The 21,664-nt window shown below is 69.0% G+C and carries 19 protein-coding genes and 1 pseudogene; 1 reads left to right on the top strand and 19 read right to left on the bottom strand.

Annotated features, from left to right (window positions below):
- Positions 1 to 5: 5 nt before the first annotated feature.
- Both ASF54_RS00095 and ASF54_RS00090 read right to left on the bottom strand, forming a co-directional pair.
- Positions 6 to 2,096 (bottom strand): primary-amine oxidase, encoded by a 2,091-nt coding sequence (locus tag ASF54_RS00095; RefSeq protein ID WP_268760960.1) that lies wholly within the window; start codon positions 2,094 to 2,096, stop codon positions 6 to 8.
- Positions 2,097 to 2,166: 70 nt separating this feature from the next.
- Positions 2,167 to 3,396 (bottom strand): MFS transporter, encoded by a 1,230-nt coding sequence (locus ASF54_RS00090; protein WP_084815830.1) that lies wholly within the window; start codon positions 3,394 to 3,396, stop codon positions 2,167 to 2,169.
- Between the two features lie 54 nt (positions 3,397 to 3,450).
- Here ASF54_RS00090 and ASF54_RS00085 point away from each other — a divergent pair, with 54 nt between their 5' ends.
- A complete protein-coding gene (locus ASF54_RS00085; RefSeq protein ID WP_055957270.1) occupies positions 3,451 to 3,900 on the top strand; it encodes a winged helix-turn-helix transcriptional regulator in 450 nt (149 codons plus the stop codon).
- A 180-nt stretch (positions 3,901 to 4,080) separates the two neighbouring features.
- On the opposite strand, the gene ASF54_RS00080 is transcribed toward ASF54_RS00085, so the two are convergent.
- The 17 genes and pseudogenes from ASF54_RS00080 to ASF54_RS00005 all read right to left on the bottom strand — a co-directional run bounded on the left by ASF54_RS00080 (position 4,081) and on the right by ASF54_RS00005 (position 20,891).
- Positions 4,081 to 4,632, bottom strand: a complete 552-nt coding sequence (locus tag ASF54_RS00080) for a hypothetical protein (RefSeq protein WP_055957268.1) — start codon at positions 4,630 to 4,632, stop codon at positions 4,081 to 4,083.
- Between the two features lie 138 nt (positions 4,633 to 4,770).
- Positions 4,771 to 6,240 carry a ribosome biogenesis GTPase Der gene (gene der / locus ASF54_RS00075; RefSeq protein WP_370275193.1) on the bottom strand — a complete coding sequence of 490 codons (1,470 nt, stop codon included), beginning with the start codon at positions 6,238 to 6,240 and terminating at the stop codon, positions 4,771 to 4,773.
- Positions 6,241 to 6,334: 94 nt separating this feature from the next.
- On the bottom strand, positions 6,335 to 7,105 hold the full coding sequence (gene cmk, locus ASF54_RS00070) for a (d)CMP kinase (protein ID WP_084815829.1): 771 nt from the start codon (positions 7,103 to 7,105) through the stop codon (positions 6,335 to 6,337).
- Positions 7,102 to 8,217 carry a prephenate dehydrogenase gene (locus ASF54_RS00065; protein WP_055957262.1) on the bottom strand — a complete coding sequence of 372 codons (1,116 nt, stop codon included), beginning with the start codon at positions 8,215 to 8,217 and terminating at the stop codon, positions 7,102 to 7,104. The genes cmk and ASF54_RS00065 overlap by 4 nt, the downstream gene beginning before the upstream one ends.
- Before the next feature lie 409 nt (positions 8,218 to 8,626).
- Positions 8,627 to 9,404: pseudogene (locus ASF54_RS00060) on the bottom strand (pseudouridine synthase); the annotation flags it as partial.
- Positions 9,394 to 10,023: an SMC-Scp complex subunit ScpB gene (gene scpB, locus ASF54_RS00055; RefSeq protein WP_055957259.1), complete on the bottom strand. Its 630-nt coding sequence runs from the start codon at positions 10,021 to 10,023 to the stop codon at positions 9,394 to 9,396. The pseudogene ASF54_RS00060 and the gene scpB, both read right to left, overlap by 11 nt.
- Entirely contained in the window at positions 10,013 to 10,861 is an 849-nt protein-coding gene (locus tag ASF54_RS00050; RefSeq protein ID WP_055957257.1) for a segregation and condensation protein A, read from the bottom strand. Before ASF54_RS00050 ends, scpB begins: the two co-directional genes overlap by 11 nt.
- A complete protein-coding gene (locus tag ASF54_RS00045; protein WP_055961731.1) occupies positions 10,845 to 11,678 on the bottom strand; it encodes a ParA family protein in 834 nt (277 codons plus the stop codon). The genes ASF54_RS00050 and ASF54_RS00045 overlap by 17 nt, the downstream gene beginning before the upstream one ends.
- A 199-nt stretch (positions 11,679 to 11,877) precedes the next feature.
- Positions 11,878 to 12,864: a site-specific tyrosine recombinase XerD gene (gene xerD, locus ASF54_RS00040; protein WP_084815827.1), complete on the bottom strand. Its 987-nt coding sequence runs from the start codon at positions 12,862 to 12,864 to the stop codon at positions 11,878 to 11,880.
- A gap of 181 nt (positions 12,865 to 13,045) precedes the next feature.
- The gene (locus tag ASF54_RS00035) at positions 13,046 to 13,633 is read right to left on the bottom strand and encodes an NUDIX domain-containing protein (protein ID WP_235480888.1); all 588 of its coding nucleotides are present in this window, start codon (positions 13,631 to 13,633) and stop codon (positions 13,046 to 13,048) included.
- A gap of 4 nt (positions 13,634 to 13,637) precedes the next feature.
- Positions 13,638 to 15,356 (bottom strand): CTP synthase, encoded by a 1,719-nt coding sequence (locus ASF54_RS00030; protein ID WP_326934232.1) that lies wholly within the window; start codon positions 15,354 to 15,356, stop codon positions 13,638 to 13,640.
- A gap of 48 nt (positions 15,357 to 15,404) precedes the next feature.
- Positions 15,405 to 17,132, bottom strand: a complete 1,728-nt coding sequence (gene recN, locus ASF54_RS00025) for a DNA repair protein RecN (protein ID WP_055957254.1) — start codon at positions 17,130 to 17,132, stop codon at positions 15,405 to 15,407.
- A complete protein-coding gene (locus ASF54_RS00020) occupies positions 17,133 to 18,044 on the bottom strand; it encodes an NAD kinase (RefSeq protein WP_055957251.1) in 912 nt (303 codons plus the stop codon).
- A 4-nt stretch (positions 18,045 to 18,048) separates the two neighbouring features.
- On the bottom strand, positions 18,049 to 18,885 hold the full coding sequence (locus ASF54_RS00015; RefSeq protein WP_055957249.1) for a TlyA family RNA methyltransferase: 837 nt from the start codon (positions 18,883 to 18,885) through the stop codon (positions 18,049 to 18,051).
- On the bottom strand, positions 18,885 to 19,037 hold the full coding sequence (locus tag ASF54_RS16710; RefSeq protein WP_194606605.1) for a hypothetical protein: 153 nt from the start codon (positions 19,035 to 19,037) through the stop codon (positions 18,885 to 18,887). Before ASF54_RS16710 ends, ASF54_RS00015 begins: the two co-directional genes overlap by 1 nt.
- Before the next feature lie 65 nt (positions 19,038 to 19,102).
- The gene (locus ASF54_RS00010) at positions 19,103 to 20,134 is read right to left on the bottom strand and encodes an HAD-IIA family hydrolase (protein WP_055957246.1); all 1,032 of its coding nucleotides are present in this window, start codon (positions 20,132 to 20,134) and stop codon (positions 19,103 to 19,105) included.
- Complete coding sequence (locus ASF54_RS00005; RefSeq protein ID WP_055957243.1) at positions 20,097 to 20,891, bottom strand: hypothetical protein; 795 nt, start codon at positions 20,889 to 20,891, stop codon at positions 20,097 to 20,099. Before ASF54_RS00005 ends, ASF54_RS00010 begins: the two co-directional genes overlap by 38 nt.
- Positions 20,892 to 21,664 lie beyond the last annotated feature (773 nt).

The following is a 21,664-nucleotide window of genomic DNA, read 5'->3' as shown; positions in this document are numbered from 1 at the left end:
GCCCCTCACTCGTGGTGCGCGCAGTGATCCCCCATCGGCTCCATCGGCAGGTCGAGCATCGGGTTTCCGTCGAAGAACCCGACCGGCTTGAGGTGGAATCCGGCCCGGGCCACGGGCATGACCGGCCAGTCCTCGGGGCGCACGACGTGGTGCACGCCGACCGTGTACCAGCAGACGAGGTCGGCGTCGACGAGCGGCCGATCGCCTTCGATGAACCGCGACACTCCCTGGTCGACCGGCTGCTGCGCGATGTACTCGCCGGCCGCATAGCGCTCGCGCGGCTCAAACGCCGTGACCCAGAGCTGCTTCGTCGCGAAGGCCCCTCGCTCCCGCTGCTGCGACCCCGGCAGGGCGAAGAACGGCGCCGCGGCTCCCGGCTCGATGAGGTAGCCGGGGCGGCCGCCGATGCCGTTGACGGTGTCGGACGAGGTGACGATCCACGTTCGCGCGGTCTGCGGCGACGCCTCCCGTGCGGCAGTCGACTCCGACGTCAAGTGCGTCCGCTCGACCTGCCACGCACTCCCCCACGGGTTCGACGGACCGGCCGGCACCCCCGCCGAGTTCAGCTCCGAGATGTTGTTCCGCTGCCCGTCGACCTGCATGTCGAGGCGCACCGAGAAGAAGTGCTGGTGGTGCGGCCCGTAGAGCTGCGGCGCCACGAGCGACCCGAACCCGGGCTCGTCACCGGGTGCTACGGCTCCGGGCAGCAAGGCTCCGGTCGAGATGATGCCGGTGAGCTTCACTTCGAGCTCGATCGACCCGTCGAGGTGGATGTTCCAGTAGAAGCCGTAGTCGTAGTTGCCGACGGTGACGAAGAACGAGATGACGAGTCGGCGGTTGCGGCGCACCTCGCCTCGGCCGTCGCGGTATTCGGTGTGCTTCCAGCCGATACCGGCGTCTTCCTCGTGAATGCAGATGCCGTTCGGGATCACCAGCGGCGACCCGTCCTGATCGTTGACCACGGCGTCGAGGTACAGGATCTCGCCGACGCAGTCGCAGCCGAGCTCCAGCGAGTTGGCGAGCACACCGAGCCCGTACTCGCCCTCGTCGAAGACGTTCTTGTTCCAGTGCGTCGCGGCTGGGTCGGCGTAGGGCACGTACATCTCCGACACCGATCCGCGGTAGAGGATCGGCCGCAGCTTCCCGTGGTCGAGGTACCGCACGTCTTGCAGCACGACGCCCTCGCGCGGCGTGTAGCCGACCTGGAGCCGCCAGGGGCCCCAGCTGAGGCTGTGTCCGTCGAGCTCGACGCTGGATCCTTCGGGCTGACTTATCTCGATGGGCTTCATCGGCGCTCGCGCCGCATCGTGCGGCGGGTACTGACCTTCGCGTGACCAGAGCGCCTCTTCGAAGTTGCCGTTCGTCGGCGGCAGCGGCACGACTCCGTGGTCGGTGACCTCGAGCACCTCCCACGTGTCCATGTCGATCGTGACGATCAGTCCCTCGACGGGGTGGGCGTAGCCGTTGTCGTACTGGCCGCGCCGCACGAACGTCAGCAGTCGCGCGAGTCTGCGGGTAGGCGCATCGTTCTCGCCGGTGTAGCCCGACGACCACTTGTCGATCATGGCGCTGTCGAAGTCCTCGACGCCGCGGAGCCTCATGGCCTCCTGCCAGCGCACGTCGGCCCGGACGAGCTCCTCCGACTTGTCGAACTCCTCGACGGTAATGGGCGGCTGCACGCCTTCGATGTGTTCGTACGAGACGACCCGATCCTCGGTCAGCGACACGATCGCCTCGTAGGTGGCGTGCTCGGCGGTCTCGCGGATCACTGCGAACCCCTGCCGATCCCAGGCGTCACCCGGCTGCCAGTCGACGACGACCGACTTCGGCGGATCGAACGTCTCGATGAAGACGAACCGTGCGGAGTTCAGGAGTCCCTGATCGCGCTTCAGGATCCGAGACACCCCCGAGATCTCGTCGGCGGACAGGGGCTCGAGGGGATGCGTAGGCAACGGTGCTCCTTCGGCGGCGCGGCGGGTGGTGGCCCCGACCGTACTCGGAGCGGCGACTGCGGTCGGGTGCCGGTTCGGTGGCCCCGCCTGCCGTTCTGTCAGCGGGGCCGTGCCGGATCCTCGTCCCGCCCCTTCCCCTCGCACATTTGCGAGCGATCCACCCCGGCGCCCGCCTCCCCGCGGTAAGCGATGTGACTCGCAGGCGAGATCGCTCTCACGTTCGCGCCGACCCACCCGCCGCCGCCCCGGCCCCGCGCCGCGGCACCGCCAGCATCACGACCGCGACCAGCGCGACCAGTGCCAGCCCGGCGATCACCGGCGCTCCGAGGTCGACGGCGTGCTCGAGTCCTCCTGCCGTGGCCTCCGCCCCCAGCCAGAGCGCGGCGGCACCCTGCACGAGGTAGGCGACGAGGTAGACGGCCGAGAGGGTTCCGGCGCGATGGTGAGCCGGCGCGAAGCGGCTGACGATCTGCAGGCCGGCCGCAAAGAACAGGCTGTAGCCGACCCCGCCGAGCACACAGAAGGCCAGGAACAGCCCGAGCGAATGCAACGATCCGGCCGCGACGAGCGACGCAAAGGCGAGCACCGTGGCCACGAACGCGACCGGCGTGGCGACGACGAGCGGCAGGCGGCGCGACGCGAGAGCCACGACGCCGATCACTCCCATCGAGAGCGCGATGATGGCGCCGGTCACGAACGCGTTGTCACTTCCAATCAGCTGCTTGCCGATCGAGGCGCCGAGCGAGAGCACGACCGCACCGAGCGCATACGCGGCACTGATGCAGACGGCTGCGGCGGCCACGGCTCCCCAGAGCGAGCGCGGCACGCTGATGCCGTGCGGCTTCCAGCGACCGGCCTCCGCGGGTCGGTCGCGGCCGACCCGCCAGACGAAGACGAGCACGACGGCCTCGACCGCGAGCAGGATCCAGTAGGTCAGGTGCAGCGGGAACGGCGCGTACTGCACGAGCGCACCTCCGAGCAGCGTCGCGAAGACGAGCCCGACGGCGGTCGAGGCGGTGCTGATGGCGCCGGTCCGGGCCGAGTTCGCGGGCCCGGCGATGTCGATCATCTTCGCCGTGGCGGGGCTGAGCGAGAGTCCGACGCCGAGGCCCATGAAGGCTCGCCCGACGAGCAGCCAGCCGACGTTCGGCGCGACCGCGAACAGCAGCACGCCGATGATCGACGCTGCGACTCCGAGCAGGATGCTGGCCCTCCGCCCGATGGTGTCGCTCAGGTCGCCGAAGACGAGCAGCACGACCACGAGCACCAGCGGGTAGACGGCGAAGATCGACGTCGTCAGCAGCGGGGTGAGGTTCCAGTCGGCCGTGTACAGCGGGTAGACGGGGGTCGCCGCACCGCTCGTCCAGAGGGCGAGGGCGAGCACGGCCGCACACGTCCAGAAGGCCAGGCGATCAGACGTGGGCTGACGGGTCGAAGCGGGCATGACGCGACAGTAGCAGGCTGGCTACGAAAACCCAACTGAGGTAGGGTGGGTGGCATGTCACCACGCGCGTGCCCCGATCCCACCTGCGGGATCGCCCGCAGCCTCGACGTCCTCGGCGAGCGCTGGGCCCTCATGATCGTGCGCGACGCGTTCCTCGGCCGCTCCCGCTTCTCCGAGTTCCGCGCCTCCCTCGGCGTCTCCCCCGACATCCTCACCGCGCGGTTGGCCACCCTGGTCGACTGCGGCGTGCTCGTCCGCCAGACCTATCGCGACCCCGGCGAGCGCGAGCGCGACGAGTACGTCCTCACCGACGCCGGCCGTGAGCTGGCGCCGGTCCTCGCGGCTCTGGGGCGATGGGGCGCCGATCACCTCCCCGTCGACTCCGGCACAAGGATCCGCTACCTCGACTCCCACACTGGCGACCCGGTGTACCTGACGTTCGCCACGGCTGGCGGTGCGTCCATCCCGGCGTCGCGGGTGACTCTCGTCCGCCCCTCGGCCTAGCCCCGCCGCGCGCGCCCGGTCTCGCTAGCCGTTTCACGCGTCGCGAACCGTTTATTCGTCGAGCGATGCGTGATTCGGTTAGTAACGCGTGCCTGAGGTGCGACGCCGTCGGGGCCCACCGCCTAGTCGCGTTTCGCGGGTTTAGTCGCGGTATGGCGCGACTAAACCTGCGAATCGCGACTAAACGCTTTTCCGCGAGCCGCGCCGCACCGGAGCCGGGAACACCGTGCGCAGGTGCGGGTTCGACAGCACGACCGCGATCGCGACCATCAGCCCCGAGAACACGAGCTGCTCGATCACCATCCACGTCGGGTACAGCCCCGGAAAACTCGCCACCACCACCGTCACCAGCGGAAAGATCCGCGAGAACAGCCGCAGCCGCGCAAACGCCCAGTAGTAGCCGAGCTGGGCCCGCCACGCGAACACGTACAGCGAGAGCGTGATCAGGAGCACCACCGTCGACCGGAACCAGACGGCCCACGGCACGTGCACACCGTGCGACGCGAGCACTGTCGCGATCACGACCGCCGCGAGGCCGACCACCGTCTCGCCGACGAGGAGCCAGCGAATCGCCTTGAACGACCGCACCGTGCGCGGGTGCCGACGCATGTCTTCGCGCACGACGTAGGCGTGCTGCCGCCCTCCGGCGAGACGGTCGACGCGGAACGTGGCGAACAGCCGATCGACGAGTGCGCCCAGCGTACCGGGCGGTGGCGTCGATGCGGTGGCCATACGCCTATCATCCCAGACGACGAGCCCTCCCCGCCCCTGGCCGCGTCAGCGGCCCTTCAGAACGTGGCAGGCGTCGGCTCTGCATCGCCGAAGGCGCTTGCCACTCCCGGTGAACGACGCCGACCGCCATTCCAGAGATCAGGAGCGCTTGCGCTTCTCGCGCACTCGCATGTTCACCGTGATCGGCGTGCCCTCGAACCCGAAGATCTCGCGCAGACGACGCGTGATGAACCGGCGGTACTGCGGGTCGAGGAACCCGGTCGTGAACAGCACGAACGTGGGCGGGCGGTTGGCCGCCTGGGTGCCGAACAGGATCCGAGGCTGCTTGCCTCCGCGGACGGGGTGCGGGTGCTCCTGCGTGAGTTCGGCGAGCAGAGCGTTGAACTTGCCGGTGGGCACGCGGGTGTCCCACGACTCGAGAGCGAGCTCGAGCGCGGGCACGAGCTTCTCGAGGTGGCGGCCGGTCTTGGCCGAGATGTTGACGCGCGGGGCCCACGAGACGTGGTCGAGGTCTTGATCGATCTCGCGCTCGAGGTAGCGGCGGCGGTCGTCGTCGAGGAGGTCCCACTTGTTGAAGGCCAGCACGAGTGCTCGGCCGGACTCGAGCACGAGGTCGATGATGCGGAGGTCTTGAGTCGAGATGGGCTCGGTGACGTCGAGCACGACGACGGCGACCTCGGCCTTTTCGAGCGCGGCCGAGGTGCGGAGCGACGCGTAGAAGTCGGCACCCTGCTGCAGGTGGACGCGCTTGCGAATTCCGGCGGTGTCGACGAAAGTCCAGATGCGACCGCCGATCGACACCTGCTCGTCGACCGGGTCGCGGGTCGTGCCGGCCATCTCGTTGACGACGACTCGCTCTTCACCCGCGGCGCGGTTGAGCAGCGACGACTTGCCGACGTTCGGGCGGCCGAGGATGGCGACACGGCGGGGCCCGCCGATCTCTTCTTTGGCGACCTTCGACACGGCGGGCAGCGTGGCCATCGCCTTGTCGAGGAGGTCGGCGACGCCGCGGCCGTGCAGCGCCGAGACGGGGAACGGCTCACCGAGGCCGAGGCTCCAGAGCTCGGAGGCCTGGATCGCCTTGCGGTCGTCGTCGGTCTTGTTGGCCACGAGGATCACGGGCTTGTGGGTGGCGCGCAGCATGCGGACGACGTGCTCGTCGGTCGACGTGGCACCGACGTTGACGTCGACGACGAAGAGGACGGCGTCAGCCAGGTCGACGGCGATCTCGGCCTGCATGGCGACGGAGGCGTCGATGCCGAGGGCGTCGGGCTCCCACCCGCCGGTGTCGACGATCGTGTAGCGGCGCCCGGCCCACTCGGCCTTGTACGAGACGCGGTCGCGGGTGACACCCGGCTTGTCTTCGACGACGGCCTCGCGGCGGCCGATGATGCGGTTGACGAGCTGCGACTTGCCGACGTTGGGTCGACCGACGATCGCGAGCACCGGTAGGGCGGGAGCGTAGGTGATCGCGTTGGGATCCCACTCGCCCGCTTCGAGCACATCGAGGTCTTCGTCGTCGAGCTCGTAGTCGGTCAGCCCCTGACGCAGGGCAGATGCGCGCTGCTCCGCGTCGACGTCGTCGAGGGTCGCGAGGCGATCGGCCATCGAGTCGTCGAACTCAGGAAAATCGCGGTCGCCCGAAGAGGCGCTGTCTTTGTCGTTCGCCATGGTGGCTCCTAGCTACGTGGGTGCTCTCCGGTCATGCCTGGGGCGCGGGCGCCGTGGCAGTGGAACGGACGAGCTCGACCATGGCCGAGACGGTCTGATCGAAGTCGAGATGAGTGGAATCGAGGGTCGTGACGCCTTCTGCGGCTGTCATGAAGTCGACCACCTTGCTGTCCTGCTGATCTCTCTTCGACAGCTGCCGGGCAGTTTCTTCGGCACTCTGCCCCGTGATCTCTGCGGAACGCCTGGCCATTCTAGCCTCTTCGGTGGCCGTGAGCAGGATCCGCACCTGCGCATCCGGCGCGACGACCGTCGTGATGTCGCGCCCCTCGGTCACGATGCCGGGCTTCTCGGTGCCGGCGATGATGCCGCGGAACACCTCGACCAGGTGACTCCGCACCTCGGGGAGCTTCGAGACGGAGGCGACCGACTGCGTGACCTGGGGCGTCCGGATCTCGTCGGTCACGTCGGATCCTGAGATCCGGACGAAGTAGTCACCCGGATCGGTGCCGATCTCGTAGTCGAACGTCGAAATGACCGCGACGACGGCCGCAGCGTCAGACAGGTCGGCACCCGACCGCACCGCATGCAGGGCGAACGCCCGGTAGGCCGCACCGGTGTCTTGGTAATCGAAGCCGAGGGCCACCGCCGTCGCCCGGCTGACGCTCGACTTGCCGCTGCCCGCGGGGCCGTCGACGGCTACGACGACGGGTCGGTAGAGGCTGCTCGAGCGATACCGCGAGAGGAGGTCCGCTTTGAAGTCGCGTAGCTCTTCGGAGGTCTCGGGAAGGTCGGGGTTCGTCATGCCTGTGCTCCTGCAATGGTCCAGCCGCGCCGGACGAGTTCGTCGATCAGTCGTTCTTCGTGTTCGGGCACGACGCTCACTTCGGCGAGGCCGAACTGTGCGCCGGGCGAGTGCTCGAGACGGAGGTCTTCGAGGTTGATGCCGGCTTCGCCCATCTCGGTGAACAGTCGCCCGAGCTGGCCCGGGGTGTCGTCGACCATGACGACCACCCGCGTGAAGACGGTGCTCTGACCGTGCTTACCGGGCAGGCGGGCGACACCCGTGTTGCCGCGGCCGATGGTCTCGGCGATCGCGCGCAGCGACCCAGGATCCGACGGGGCCGAGAGGGCGGAGATCACGCCGTCGAGATCGTCCCGCAGCGCCCGGAGCACGGTTTCGACGTGGCCGGCATTCGCCCCGAGGATCTGCACCCACAGGCCGGCGTCGCTGGCCGCGATCCGTGTGACGTCCCTGACGCCCTGCCCCGCCAGGCCGAGCGAGGCGTCCGGGGCATCTCCGAGCCGTGCCGCCATGAGCGAGGCGACCACCTGGGGCGCGTGCGAGACGACCGCCACCCCGCGATCGTGCTCTTCCGGCGTCATCTCGATCGGGGTGGCTCCGAGGTCGAGCACGAGGTCTTCGAGAGCGGCCGCGGCGCGGTAGCTGATGGCGTCGTGGCCGGCGATCACCCAGGGGCGTCCGACGAAGAGGTCGGCGCGCGCCGAGATGGGACCGCCGCGTTCACGCCCGGCCATGGGGTGCGAGCCGATGTAGCGCGAGACGTCGGCGCCACGACGCTCCAGCTCGCGGAGCGGCTCGACCTTGACGCTCGCGACGTCGGTGACGAGGGCGTTCGGGTAGTCGGCGAGCTCGCGCACGACGATGTCGGCTGTGACATCCGGGGGAACGCACACGACGATCAGGGTCGGCTCGTCTCCGTCTGCGGGCGCACGGCCTGCGCCGTAGTCGATCGCCAGGCGGCGGGCCGACGGCGAGGCGTCGTCGAGGATGACCTCGACGCCCTGCTGCCGGAGGCCGAGGCCGATGCTCGCGCCGAGAAGGCCGGAGCCGACGATGCGGACGGGACCGACGAGTCGCTTATGCTCGTGAGCTCCCTCGTGCGTCGAGCTCACCGGCCGCTACCTCGTCGGCGCTCCTCCTGCTGACGGCGCACCTGCGATCGTCGGCTCGGCGCCGGCGCGCGACCCCCGGTCACGTCGCCGTTGACGGCCACACGGCGGTTGCCGTCGCTGTCGTACTGCTTCTTGGGCTCGCGGCGGTCGGCCTGCCCGGCTCCACCGCCGACACCACCCTGCCCACTGCCGTTCTGACCGTTGCCCCCCTGCGCGCTCGTCCGGCCGCGACGGCTCTCCTCGCGCGCATCGAGATCGGGCTCGTACTCCTCGTCGTCTTCGTCGTAGTACTCCTTCTCCGACTCCGCGACGTCGTCGTCGACATCCGCCACGAGTTCGACCCCGCTGTCGTCCATGCTCTCCTGCACGGCGGCTGCCGCGACCGCGGACGGCTCGGCTGCTCCGACCCCGGCGTCGCGCGCGATCGTCAGGATGTCGCCGAGCTCGTCGCGAGTCAGGTCGCGCACCTCGCCGACTCGAAGCGAACCGAGGTGAAGCGGGCCGAACTGGCGACGCACGAGGTCGACGACCGGGTGCCCGACCGCGTCGAGCATGCGCCGAACGATGCGGTTACGGCCGGAGTGCAGGGTGATCTCGACGATGCTCGTGCCACCCGCCTGCCCGGTGCCACGGTCGACGACCCGCGCCGAGTCGGCTGTGATGGGCCCGTCGTCGAGGTCGATGCCCGCGACGAGCTTCTTCGCCGTGGTCGGTGTGATCGATCCCTCGACCTTGGCGATGTACGTCTTGGTCACCCCGAACGACGGGTGCGCGAGAATGTGCGCCAGCTCGCCGTCGTTCGTCAGGATCAGCAGACCGCTCGTCTCGGCATCGAGTCGGCCGACGTTGAAGAGCCGCTCGGGGTAGTGGCGCGTGAACTCGGTGAGGTCGGGGCGTCCGCGCTCGTCGCGCAGGCTCGACACGACGCCGACCGGCTTGTTCAGCATCAGGTAGCGCCGGGTGGGGTCGAGCTGCACGGCCTGACCGTCGACGACGACCTTGTCGACCGCGGGGTCGACTCGACGCCCGGCGGAGGTGACGACCTCGCCGTTGACCGTGACGCGGCCGGCGGCGATCAAGTCTTCGGAGACACGTCGGCTGGCAATACCCGCCGCCGCCATGACCTTCTGGAGGCGCTCGCCCTGCGGCGCCGCCTCGGATCCTGGAGTGGTGTCGTTATCGGCCATTGTCGAAACCTTCCTGCCCATCGGCGAGCAGCGGTGAGATCAGCGGCAGCTCGTCGAGGGAGTTGACGCCGAGGTGCGTCAGCAGCAACTCGGTCGTCTCGTAGTTGATGGCGCCGGTCTCGGCGTCGGTGAACGATTCGGTGATGAGTCCGCGTCCGAGCAGCGTACGGACGACGCTGTCGACGTTGACCGCACGGATCTGAGCGATGGCGCCTCGGGTGATCGGCTGCTTGTAGGCGATCACCGCGAGCGTCTCGAGTGCGGCCTGCGAGAGCCGGGTCGGGTTCTGCGTCAGCACGAAGTCGCGGACGATCGGGTCGAACTCTTCGCGGACGTAGAACCGCCAGCCGCCGCCGACCTCGCGCAGCTCGAAGCCGCGGCGGGTCGTCGGTGCGCCGTCGCCCTGGTCGACCCCGTCGAAGTCGGCCACGAGCGAATCGATCGCCTGGCGGACGGCCGCGACAGGCGCCCCGATGGCTGTGGCCAGCGAGACGAGACTCTGGGGCTCGTCGGCGACCATGAGGATCGCTTCGAGCGTGCGAGCGATCGGCACGCCCGGCGTCGGAAGGGCCTGGCCGTCAACGAACGCGGCGTCGGTCTGCGCTGCATCATCCGTCATAGTCGGCCCCCAGGTTGGCGAGGTTCTCTTCGGTCCAGTGCTCGGCGGTCCAGCGGATGGTGAGCTCGCCGAGGGGTTCGAGCTGTTCGAAGCTCAGCGACGCGTGGCGGTACAGCTCGAGGATCGCGAGGAACCGCGCCACGACAACCCCCTTCACGTCGACCCCATCGATCAACTCGCGGAAGCTCAGCACGGCACCGCGTCGGAGCATCGACACGACGATGGCGGCCTGCTCGCGAATGCTCACGAGAGGCGCGTGCAGGTGGTCGAGCCCGACGGTGGGGGCCTCTTTCGGCGTCAACGCCATCGCCGCGATGGCCGCGAAGTCGTCGACCGACAGGGTCCAGACGAGTTCGGGCGTCGACACGCGGTACTTCTGTTCGAGACGGACGCTCCGGGCATGTCGATCGCCCTCGGCCTCACCGCGAGTCGCGAACCACTCGGCCGCTTGCTTGAACGCGCGGTACTGCAGGAGGCGTGCGAAAAGCAGATCGCGCGCTTCGAGCAGCGCGACGTCTTCGGCGTCGACGAGCTCCCCCTGCGGAAGGAGTCCGGCGACCTTAAGGTCGAGGAGGGTGGCGGCGACCACCAGGAACTCGCTGGCCTTGTCGAGCTCCTCGTCGGAGTCGAGCCCGCGGAGGTACGACAGGAACTCGTCGGTCACCTCGCTCAACGCGATCTCGGTGATGTCCATCTCGCGTTTGGTGATCAGCGAGAGGAGAAGGTCGAAGGGGCCGGAGAAGTTGTCGAGACGCAGCGTGAACGCCTGGTCGGTCGATGGCTCGACGTCGGAGGCGACGCCGGCATCGAGAGTGGAGTCGCTAGGCTGCGGCGCCACGGGCGATGAGCTCTCTGGCCAGCTGGCGATATGCCTCGGCAGCCGGATGCGACGGCGCGAACTGATTGATCGGGCTTGCGGCCACGGAGGCGTCAGGGAACTTCACCGTCCGGGTGATGACCGTCTCGAGTACCCGATCGCCGAATGCGTCGACGACCCGCTCGAGCACCTCGCGGCTGTGCAACGTGCGCGAGTCGTACATGGTCGGCAGGATGCCGTCGAGCTCGATGTCTTCGTTTAGCCGGTCGCGCACCTTGTCGATGGTCTCGACGAGCAGGGCGACACCGCGCAGGGCGAAGAACTCGCACTCGAGCGGGATCAGCACCCCGTGGGCCGCGGTGAGCGCATTCACGGTCAGGATTCCGAGCGACGGCTGGCAGTCGACGAGGATCACGTCATAGTCGTCGCGAACCTTCCGCAGCACTCGGGCGAGGATCTGCTCGCGAGCCACCTCATTGACGAGGTGCACCTCGGCGGCGGAGAGGTCGATGTTCGCCGGGATGACGTCGAGCCCCGGCACATTGGTGCCCTGGATGACCTCGTGGGGATCCTTGACCGTGCCGATCAGCAGGTCGTACACCGTGGGCACGTCGTGGGTCTGCACGCCGAGGCCCGCGCTCAAGGCACCCTGCGGGTCGAAGTCGACGGCGAGCACCTTGCGGCCGTACTCGGCGAGCGAAGCGCCGAGGTTGATGGTCGTCGTCGTCTTGCCGACGCCACCCTTCTGGTTGCAGAGCGAGATGATGCGGGCGGGGCCGTGGCTCTGAAGCTCGGCCGGCACCGGAAAGGCCGTGCGGGGTCGGCCGGTCGGCCCCATCTCGACGGCCGGGCTCTCCGCGGAAGGGGCCTCGGTCGATTTCGGCGTCGTACTCACGGGGGTAATCCTACCGGCGCGTCCTGCCCAGCCCGGGTTGCCTCGCCCTGTCTAAAGGAGGCCCGTCTAACCCCGAGGGAGTTCGGGCACGAGATGCCCGTCTGACAGAGAGTCGACCTGCTTCCCGCTCCTCAGCACAGGACTACCCCGCAGCGGCTCCTGCCGAGGCGACACCGGCCCGCTCGGCCAGCCCAGCCCGCGCCTCCTTCTCCCCCGGTGCCCACCGTGCTCGCGGGTGCGCCTGCCCGTAGGCGTCGCGCAGCGCATCCGCGGTCACGAGCGTGTAGATCTGCGTCGTCGCCACCGACGCGTGCCCGAGCAGCTCCTGCACCACGCGCACGTCCGCCCCGCCCTCGAGCAGGTGCGTCGCGAACGAGTGCCGGAGCGTGTGCGGCGACACCTCGAATCCGAGCTGCGCCCGGGACGCCGCCGCTTGGATGATCAACCAGGCGTTCTGCCGAGACACCCGAGCCCCGCGTGTTCCGAGAAACAGAGCGGGAGTCGCGGTCCCCCGCACCGAGAAGATCGGCCTCGCCCGCACCAGGTAGGCATCGAGGGCCCGCCGGGCGTAGCTGCCGAGCGGTACGATCCGCTGTTTGCCGCCCTTGCCGAACAGCCGCACCACGTCGCCTTCGATCACATCGTCGACGTTGAGCGACACCGCCTCGGTCACGCGAGCGCCGGTCGCGTAGAGCAACTCGAGCAGAGCCTTGTCACGGAGCCGTGTCGGCTCGTCGCCGTCGGTCGCTGCGAGCAACGCCTCGACCTGCGCCACGGTGATCGCCTTCGGCAGCCGCGACGGCAGCTTCGGTGGTCGCGCCTTCGTGGTCACGTCGTCGGCGACCAGGCCCTCCTCGGCGATGAACCGGTGCAGCCCTTTCACACTCGACAGCGCGCGCGCCACCGACGATGCGGCGAGCGGCACCTCGCGGGTGGCGAGCGCGGCCGGAAAGCCCGCGACGAGCATCGAATCGACGAGGGCAGGATCCTGGATGCCCGCCTCCTCGAGGAATGTCGCGTACAGCGCGAGGTCGCGCCGATACGCAGCCACCGTGTGCGGCGAGAGACCGCGCTCGACCGTGACGTGCCGCAGGTAGCGCTGCACGGCGTCGTCGAGCTTCGAGGTCATGCCCCCAGGCTAGGCGCGCCGGAGCGCACGCGCTGCCGCTCACGCGCTGACGCGCACGCGCTGCCGCTCACGCGCCGGCGCGCAGACGCCGGCGCACCCCCGCTTGGCCAGAATCACCGCGGCATCCGGGGGTTGTCTGGCCATCCCGGGGTGCCTCAGCTCCCGGCTACCAATCCACCAGCTACCGCGCGAGCTTGGCCTGCAGCGCGAGAGCCGATACGCACAGGATCGAGTTGTGCACCGTTCCGCTCAGCACAGCGTCGACGATCTCGTCGAGCGGCACCCAGCGCACCTCGATGTCGGCCTCTTCGGCCTCGCGCTCGAACGCCGCATCCGTTGCCGAGACACCGGTCGCGTGAAAGACGATCAGCTGTTCGTCGCTGCCACCGGGCGTCGTGTTGAAGGTGATGAGGTGCTCCCACGCGGAGGCCGTGACATCGGTCTCTTCGGCGAGTTCACGCTGGGCTGCCACGAGAGGATCTTCGCCGGGGATGTCGAGAAGGCCGGCCGGCAGCTCCCAGTCGCGCGAGCGGATCGGGTGACGGTACTGCTTGATCAGCAGCACCCGCCCCTCGTCGTCCTGGGCGAGCACGCCGACCGCGCCAGTGTGCGCCACGTATTCGCGGACGATCGCCGACCCGCCGTACTCGAACGTCTCTCGCCGGATGTTCCAGACCGCACCCTCGAACACAACCTCCGACCGGGTGACGGCCACCTCGGTCGGGTCGTCGGCGAGCACGCCCGGCAGATCAGACCCGGTCGACGGCACGCCCTCAGGCACCCTCGGCCTCGGCGACCTCGAACAGCCGCGTCGCGTTCTGACGGTCGAGTGCCGCCTCGACGAGACCCGAGAACAGCGGGTGCGCGTGATTCGGGCGCGAGCGCAGCTCGGGGTGCGCCTGGGTGCCGATGTAGTACGGGTGCTCGGCGCGGTCGAGCTCGACGTACTCGACGAGCTGGCCGTCGGGCGACGTGCCGGAGAAGACCAGGCCGGCGTCGGCGATCTGCTCGCGGTAGTGGTTGTTGACCTCGTAGCGGTGGCGGTGGCGCTCTTCGACGAGCTCCGAGCCGTACACCTCAGAAGCCAAGGATCCGGCGGTCAGCGCTGCCGGGTACAGGCCGAGGCGCATGGTTCCGCCGAGGTCTCCTCCCGCGATGATGTCGACCTGCTCGGCCATCGTGGCGATCACCGGGTACTCGGTATCGGGGTCGAACTCCGACGACGATGCCCCGGCGAGGCCGGCCTCGTTGCGGGCGTATTCGATGACCATGCACTGCAGGCCGAGGCAGAGCCCGAGGGTCGGGACGCCGTTCTCGCGGGCGAACCGGAGGGCTCCGAGCTTGCCCTCGATGCCGCGGATGCCGAACCCGCCGGGAACGCAGATGCCGTCGACGTCGGCGAGCGCCTTCGCGGCGCCCTCGATGGTCTCGCAGTCGTCGGAGGGGATCCAGCGCAGCACGACCTTGGTCTGGTGCGCGAAGCCGCCGGCCTTGAGGGCCTCGGTGACCGAGAGGTAGGCGTCGGGAAGGTCGATGTATTTGCCGACCAGGCCGATCGTGACTTCGTGCTTGGGGTCTTTGACGGCCGAGAGAATCGGGTTCCAGCCGGTCCAGTCGACCGCGCCGGCCTTCTCGTCGAGGCCGAGGTGCTCGATGATGTAGCCGTCGAGGCCCTGCTCGTTGAGCATGGCGGGGATCTCGTAGATGCTGGCCACGTCTTTGGCGTTGACCACGGCGTCTTCGTCGACGTCGCACATCAGCGCGATCTTGCGGCGGTTCGACTCGGTGACCGGTCGGTCGCTGCGGAGCACGAGCGCGTCGGGCTGGATGCCGATGGCGCGGAGGGCGGCGACGGAGTGCTGCGTCGGCTTGGTCTTCTGCTCGCCGGAGGCCCCCATGAACGGGACCAGCGACACGTGCACGAAGAAGACGTTCTTGCGACCGAGCTCGTGACGCACCTGACGGGCCGACTCGAGGAACGGCTGGCTCTCGATGTCGCCGACCGTGCCGCCGACCTCGGTGATGATGACGTCGGGCTGCGGCTCATCGGAGGCCTGCAGGCGCATGCGACGCTTGATCTCGTCGGTGATGTGAGGGATGACCTGCACGGTGTCGCCGAGGTACTCGCCCCGGCGCTCCTGGGCGATGACGGTCGAGTAGATCTGACCGGTCGTGACGTTCGCGCCCTGGTTGAGGTTGATGTCGAGGAACCGCTCGTAGTGCCCGATGTCGAGGTCGGTCTCGGCGCCGTCATCGGTGACGAAGACTTCGCCGTGCTGGAACGGGTTCATCGTTCCCGGGTCGACGTTGAGATACGGGTCGAGCTTCTGCATGACGACGCGGAGCCCGCGAGCAGTCAACAGATTGCCGAGGCTTGCGGCCGTCAGGCCTTTGCCGAGAGAGGAGACGACGCCCCCGGTGACGAAGATGTGCTTCGTGACCTTCGTGTCGTTTGACGAGTTGACCGAGCCGGAGTTTTGATTGACCACCACGGGCTTCCATCCTACGTCACTCGTGGTTCACCGAACAGCCTCCGGTCGTTACGACCGTGTATCGGTGCGCACTCCCGCGCGTGTCGGACGGGCGGTGGCGAGATCGAGCAGCTCGCGCGCGTGCTCGAGTCCGCTCTCGCTGTCGGGCAGCCCCGAGAGCAGCCGGGCCATCTCGGCGACACGCTCCTGGCCTTCGAGCTGCTGCACGCTGGAGGCGGTCACCTCACCCGAGGCGTCTTTCACGACTCGGAGGTGGTTCGTCGCGAAGGCCGCCACCTGCGCCAGGTGCGTCACGACGATCACTTGGGCGCGATCCGCCAGCATCGCCAGGCGCCTGCCGATCTCGATGGCGGCCGCGCCGCCCACGCCGGCGTCGACCTCGTCGAACACGAACGTCGGCACGGCGCTCGACGCAGCCATGACGACCTCGATGGCCAGCATCACGCGCGAGAGCTCGCCGCCCGACGCACCCTTGCCGAGGGGCCGCGGTTCGCTGCCGGAGTGCGGGCGCAGGAGAATCTCGACGATGTCGGCACCGGATGCACCGAGCTCTCCTCGGTCGCTCACGGAGACGACCAGCTGAGCCCCGGCCATGGCCAGCGCCGCGAGCTCGTCGCTCACTCGCGCCGCGAGATCGTCGCCGGATTCGCGGCGGAGCGCCGTCAGCCGACCTGCGAGCTCCTCGGCTGCGGCCCGATGTGCCTCGACCTCCGCGGCCAAACCGACCACTCGATCGTCGTCACCGTCGAGTTCGACGAGGCGCTCCGATCCGTCGGCGACGAGCTGGATCACGTCGTCGAGCGTGGGCCCGTATTTGCGCACGAGGGCGCCGAGGTCGGCACGGCGCTCCTGCACGGTCTCGAGTTCGCGCGAGACATCGGCATCCAAGGATCCGAGATAGCTCGACAACCGCGCGGACGTGTCGGACACCTGCACGCTCACCTCCGCGAGCAGATCGGCGATCGATTGGAGCTCGGCGTCGTGCTGCGCCACCCGCTCGACCTGGCGGCGCGCCTCTTCGACCAGCGACAGGACGTCACGGGTGCCGTCGACCGCGTCGGTCGACAGGACCTCGTGCGCGAGGCCGGCTGCGAGTCGGAGGTCTTCGGCGTTGCTCAGGCGCTCGGCGGTGGCGTCGAGGTCGGCGTCCTCGCCGGCCGTGGGCCCAACCCGTTCGATCTCGTCGATAGCGGCGCGGAGGGTGTCGGCCTCGGCGGATCGAGCATCTCGATCACCGGTGATCGTCTCGAGCTCGCGTGCCGCCTTCTGCCAGCTCTCGAAGGCCTGGGTGTAGCTCGCCCTTACGGCGGCGAGCTTCTTTCCGCCGTGGGCATCGACTGCCGAGCGCTGCGCCGCCGACGACTTCAAACGGATCTGCTCGGACTGCCCGTGCACCACGACGAGGTGCTCCGCCAGGTCGCCGAGCACGCCGACCGGCGCCGATCGACCGCCGACGACTGCTCGACTTCGCCCCTCGCTCGAGACGATGCGACTGAGGAAGAGCTCGCCGTCGTCGACGTCTCCTCCGGCATCGCGCACGCGCTCGGCTGCCGGACCACCGTCGGGTACCGACCAGCGCCCGTCGACAACCGCCTGGGCGCTCCCGGACCGCACGGCACCGCCATCGGCACGCTGCCCGAGCAGGAGCCCCAGCGCCGAGACGACCATGGTCTTGCCCGCGCCGGTCTCGCCGGTGACGGCGGTGAAACCGGGCCCGAGGGGCAGGGTGGCTCGCCCGATGACCCCGAGGTCGCGGATGCTGATGTCTTCGATCACTTAGGTGTGCGGGCCTCTCCAGCCGGTGACCGGCAGGTGGAACTTCGCGACGAGGCGGTCGGTGAACGGCGCCGTCCGCAGGCGAGCCAGCCGGACGGGCTGGGCCGATCGGCGGGCGACAACTCGGGCTCCGGGCTCGAGGGTGTGTGCGCGGCGGCCGTCGCACCAGAGCACGCCTGAGCCGTCGGTCCGGCTCAGCACCTCCACGGCGAAGGTGGACTGGGGCCCGACGACGAGTGGTCGCGCGAACAGTGCGTGGGCGCTGAGCGGAACGAGGATCATCGCCTCGACCTCCGGCCACACGACGGGCCCGCCGGCCGAGAAGTTGTACGCCGTCGAGCCGGTCGGAGTCGACATGACCACGCCGTCGCAGCCGAACGACGAGAGCGGGCGCCCGTCGACCTCGATGACGACCTCGAGCATGCGTTCGCGCGAGGCCTTCTCGACCGTGGCCTCGTTCAGGGCCCAGGTCTCGTAGACCTGCTTCCCGTCGACCATCACGGCGATCTCGAGCGCGAATCGCTCTTCGACCTCGTAGTCGTGAGCGACCACGCGCTGCACGGTGTCGTGCAGGTCTTCGCGCTCGCTCTCGGCGAGGAAGCCGACGTGGCCGAGGTTCACTCCGACGATCGGCGCCCGGGTGCCGCGCACGAGTTCGGCGGCTCGCAAGATGGTCCCGTCGCCGCCGAGGACGATGACCGATTCGATGTCGTCGACGAGCACGTCGTCACCCAGCAGGTGCACGCCCGTGAACGCGGGCTCGGCCGCCCGGATGTCGTCGAACTCGTCTCGGGGCAAGACCGGCACGAGACCCGCTGCGTCGAGGGCTCGGCAGACGTCGAGGGCTGCGTCGATCGAATCGCGCCGCCCCGTGTGCGAGACGATCAGGATGTGCCGCTGTTGGCTCTCCATGGGATCACCCTTTCGTCATCTCGTCGATCCGACCGATCCATTCTGTCGGATTCGTGCCGGCTCGGGCACTCAGGTGCACGCAGTACTCGTGGTTGCCGTTCGTTCCGACGATGGGCGACGGCACGACGCCGGCGGTGCCGAGACCCACATCGTGAGCAGCCCAGAGAACCGCCTGGACGGCGTCGGACCGCAGGCCCGCGTCGTGGACGATACCCTCGCGGATTCCCTGCCGCCCCACCTCGAACTGCGGTTTGATCAGCAAGACGTAGTCGGCCTCGAGCCCTACCGAGCGCACGAGCGCTGGCAGCACCATCGTGAGAGAGATGAACGAGAGGTCGCCGACCACGACGGAGATGAGGTCGGCGTCGTCGGATGCCGCACGAAGCACCTCGGCCTCGAGATAGCGCGCGTTGCTGCCCTCGACGACCGAGACCCGCGGATCGCTCCGGATCGCTGTCACCAGCTGGCCGTGCCCCACGTCGAGGGCGATCACCGACGCGGCGCCCCGCTCGAGCAGCACCTGGGTGAATCCACCCGTCGACGCACCCACGTCGAGGCCGTGCCGACCCGCCGGATCGACACCAAAGGCGTCGAGGGCCCCGATGAGCTTGTGCGCAGCCCGGCTCACGTAGTGGTCGATGCCCGCGACCTCGATGGTCGCGTCACCCTTGGTCGGGAACGACGCCTTGAGCACCGCGCGGCCGTCGACTGTCACAAGACCCTCGGTAAGGATCCGATGCGCATGCGTTCGCGACCGAGCCAGACCCCGCGATGTCAGGGCCACGTCGAGTCGCGATACCTCGCTCGCCGAGCCGGCTTCGTCGGGTGACGACGACGCCATCACCGGTCGCCCTGGCCGCGACCGTCTTCGAGGGTGGCCCGGAGCTCGTCGTGGATCTGCGAGAAGGCCCCGGCTCGCTGATCGAGCGGCTGCTGGTCGATGACCGTCAGTCGCGAGATCAGCTCATCGACGGATTGCCTGCTATCGCTCATGGTCCGTCCACACTAACGTCTGCCCCTGACACCCGCGGGCGTCCTCCCCAGGGCTCGCCGTGGCGCTACTCGTACAGCTTGGGGTCGACGACCATCCCGTAGATCATCAGGCCGCTGGCCCACACCGCGGCCGAGCCGGCACGAAGCAGATCGACCGGCGACGACCCCTCGTCGAGCACGGTGACCACGTTTCCGTGCAACTTCACCCGAGCGGAGCGGACCTCGAACACCCGCGCGCCCGTCGGATCCTTCGTCTCGATCGTCGCCGGGTACTCCTCGTGGAGTTCCCTCAGATCGCCGAGGATGAAATCGGGCCGAGAGTCGGTCGGGGCGGCCAGCACCTGCTTCGCCTTGTCGATCCCGGACAAGACCAAGACCGACGGGATCCCCGCCTTGTTGGCGCCGATGATGTCGGTGTCGAGGCGGTCGCCGATGAACAGCGGCTTCGAGGCAGAGAAGCGCTCCAGAGCAGCGTCGAAGATCGCCTTCTCCGGCTTGCCCGCGACGAGCGGCAGCTTTCCGACGGCGGTGTGCACTGCCGAGACCAGCGTTCCGTTGCCGGGCGCGATGCCTCGCTCCTGCGGAATCGTCCAATCCTGGTTCGTCGCTACCCACGGGATGTCGGCGGCGAGAGCGAACGCCGCCTCCGCGAGGTCTTTCCAGCCCACCTCGGGCGAGAAACCCTGGATGACACCGTCGGGTCCGTCGTCGGCCGATCGCGTGACTCGATACCCCGCGGCCTCGACCACGGTGGTCAGCCCTTCTCCCCCGACGACGAGAATCAGCGCACCAGGATCCACGACGGTCGCCAGAAGACGGACGGCGGCCTGCGGGCTCGTCACCACGTCGTCGGCAGCCACCGACAGCCCGAAGCCCGAGAGCTGGCCCGCCACCGCCTCGGCGGTCCGCGACGCGTTGTTCGTGATGTAGCCGACGCGAGCCGACTCGGCCGCCCGGTTGAGACTGTCGACCGCGTGGTCGATGGCGTTCCGGCCGGTGTAGACGACGCCGTCGAGGTCCGCCAACACGACGTCCACTCCGGCGAGGGGAAACCGCGGCTCAGTCGCGGGGTTCGTCGCTGGCTGCGTCGGCTCCATCGGCGTCGTCCGCGGATCCTGCGAGTTCGTCGTCGGCTGCGACGTCGTCTCCGTCGAATCCTTCGATTTCTTCTTCCACGATCTCGACAGTTTCATGGTCTTCCTCAGAATCAGATGCGGAGAGAGCACCGCTGGCTCGGCGTGACAGGGCGTACCACTCGGCGGCCTCCGCCTCACGACCGAGCTCTTCGAGCACGGTTCCGTAGGCGTCGAACAGGTCGGGGCTGTAGCTGAACGCGCGACGACGATCGAGCTGCGGGATCTCGAGCTCGCGCAGAGCGGCGTCTTTCTGGTCGAGATCGAGGCGCGCCCCCGACATGGCGATGGCGAGCGACACGCGCACGCCGACATCGAGCGTCTCGACATCGACGGAGTGGCCGAGCTCGAGAGCCCTATCGGGTCGTTCGAGGCCCCGCTCGCTATCGACCATGAGCGGGAGCTGATCGTTCCGGCCCGAGATGCGACGGTATGTGCGGAGTTCGCGCAGCGTCAGCGCGTAATCCTCGAGCGCGTATGCCGTGATGGCGATCGTCTCCCGCACGACGGCAACGCGGCCGGCTCGACGACCAGCCGCCTGCGCGTGCTGGTGCGCGAGCTGCGGGTCTTCCTCGATCAGCTGGCCGGCCATCACGAGGTGACGCGCCACGAAGTCGGCGTTCTCCTTACTGAGGGTCTTCAGCTCGGCTCGAGCCACCTTGTCGAGCTGGCGCGGCTCCACCTCATCGGGCAGGTGCGGCTCGAACTGGCGCGGGCGCACTGAGCGGAGACCCAGCGGATCGCGGTCTTCCCACTCGCCACCACCGTCACGCGAGTCGCGGCCGGAGCGGCTTCCGCGGTCGTCACGATCGTTCGGACGCGAGGATCCCGGACGACCGCCGGTCGGGCGCCCACCCGTGGGCCGTCCGCCGGTCGTGGGACGGCCTGACGTCGGTCGGCCACCCGTACTGGGGCGCCCACCGCTTCGCTCCGGCCGCTCTCCCGGGCGCTGGGGCCGGTCGTCGCTGCGGAACGGAGGCCGCGAACCTCCTGCGGGGCCGTCGCCGCGCGGAGGCCGACGAGTATCAGACCGCTCCCCCGAGGGGCGACCAGTCGCAGGCCGGTCAGAAGCTCCGCGTTTGGGTCGATCCGAACCACCACGTGGCGGACGGGGACTCCACGGGCGATCGCTTCCCGGCCGTCCTGAACCGGCACCGGCGGGGCCTCTAGCTCCTCCACCGTTCCCGTTACCTCGTCCAGACCCTGAACCAGAGCCCGATCCGCGGTCGTCGCGTCGCGGACGCTTCTCGTTGTCGTCGTCGCGCTCGCTCACGGGGTTCTCCTCGGGGTAAAAGTCTCTGACGAGTCGGCTCAATGGCGCCTGACTCGTTCTTCGGGCGACGTGGCGTGGGCGCGCGTCGACCGAAGGGCCTGCTGTGGTGTTGTGATCCCAGCCTAACAGCCCGCGGAGAGCTGCATCGTGGTGACCTAATTGGTGGGTTAAACGCAAGAAAGCCACCCCGTCATGGGGTGGCTTTCAAGGTGTTGCTGAAG

This window comes from Frondihabitans sp. Leaf304 (assembly GCF_001423105.1).
Taxonomy (GTDB): Bacteria; Actinomycetota; Actinomycetes; order Actinomycetales; family Microbacteriaceae; genus Frondihabitans.
Note: the sequence above shows the minus strand (reverse complement) of the source record. Positions and strands in the feature narration are given on the sequence as shown.

Bases quoted from the DNA above. Each gene is read 5' to 3' on its own strand.
- scpB (WP_055957259.1), bottom strand. From the start codon at position 10,023: ATGACGGATGATGCAGCGCAGACCGACGCCGCGTTCGTTGACGGCCAG.
- ASF54_RS00090 (WP_084815830.1), bottom strand. From the start codon at position 3,396: ATGCCCGCTTCGACCCGTCAGCCCACGTCTGATCGCCTGGCCTTCTGG.
- ASF54_RS00010 (WP_055957246.1), bottom strand. From the start codon at position 20,134: ATGGAGCCGACGCAGCCAGCGACGAACCCCGCGACTGAGCCGCGGTTT.
- ASF54_RS00080 (WP_055957268.1), bottom strand. From the start codon at position 4,632: ATGGCCACCGCATCGACGCCACCGCCCGGTACGCTGGGCGCACTCGTC.
- der (WP_370275193.1), bottom strand. From the start codon at position 6,240: ATGGCCGATCGCCTCGCGACCCTCGACGACGTCGACGCGGAGCAGCGC.
- ASF54_RS00045 (WP_055961731.1), bottom strand. From the start codon at position 11,678: ATGGGGCCGACCGGCCGACCCCGCACGGCCTTTCCGGTGCCGGCCGAG.
- ASF54_RS00085 (WP_055957270.1), top strand. From the start codon at position 3,451: ATGTCACCACGCGCGTGCCCCGATCCCACCTGCGGGATCGCCCGCAGC.
- ASF54_RS00020 (WP_055957251.1), bottom strand. From the start codon at position 18,044: ATGGAGAGCCAACAGCGGCACATCCTGATCGTCTCGCACACGGGGCGG.
- ASF54_RS00015 (WP_055957249.1), bottom strand. From the start codon at position 18,885: ATGGCGTCGTCGTCACCCGACGAAGCCGGCTCGGCGAGCGAGGTATCG.
- ASF54_RS16710 (WP_194606605.1), bottom strand. From the start codon at position 19,037: ATGAGCGATAGCAGGCAATCCGTCGATGAGCTGATCTCGCGACTGACG.
- xerD (WP_084815827.1), bottom strand. From the start codon at position 12,864: ATGACCTCGAAGCTCGACGACGCCGTGCAGCGCTACCTGCGGCACGTC.
- cmk (WP_084815829.1), bottom strand. From the start codon at position 7,105: ATGACGAACCCCGACCTTCCCGAGACCTCCGAAGAGCTACGCGACTTC.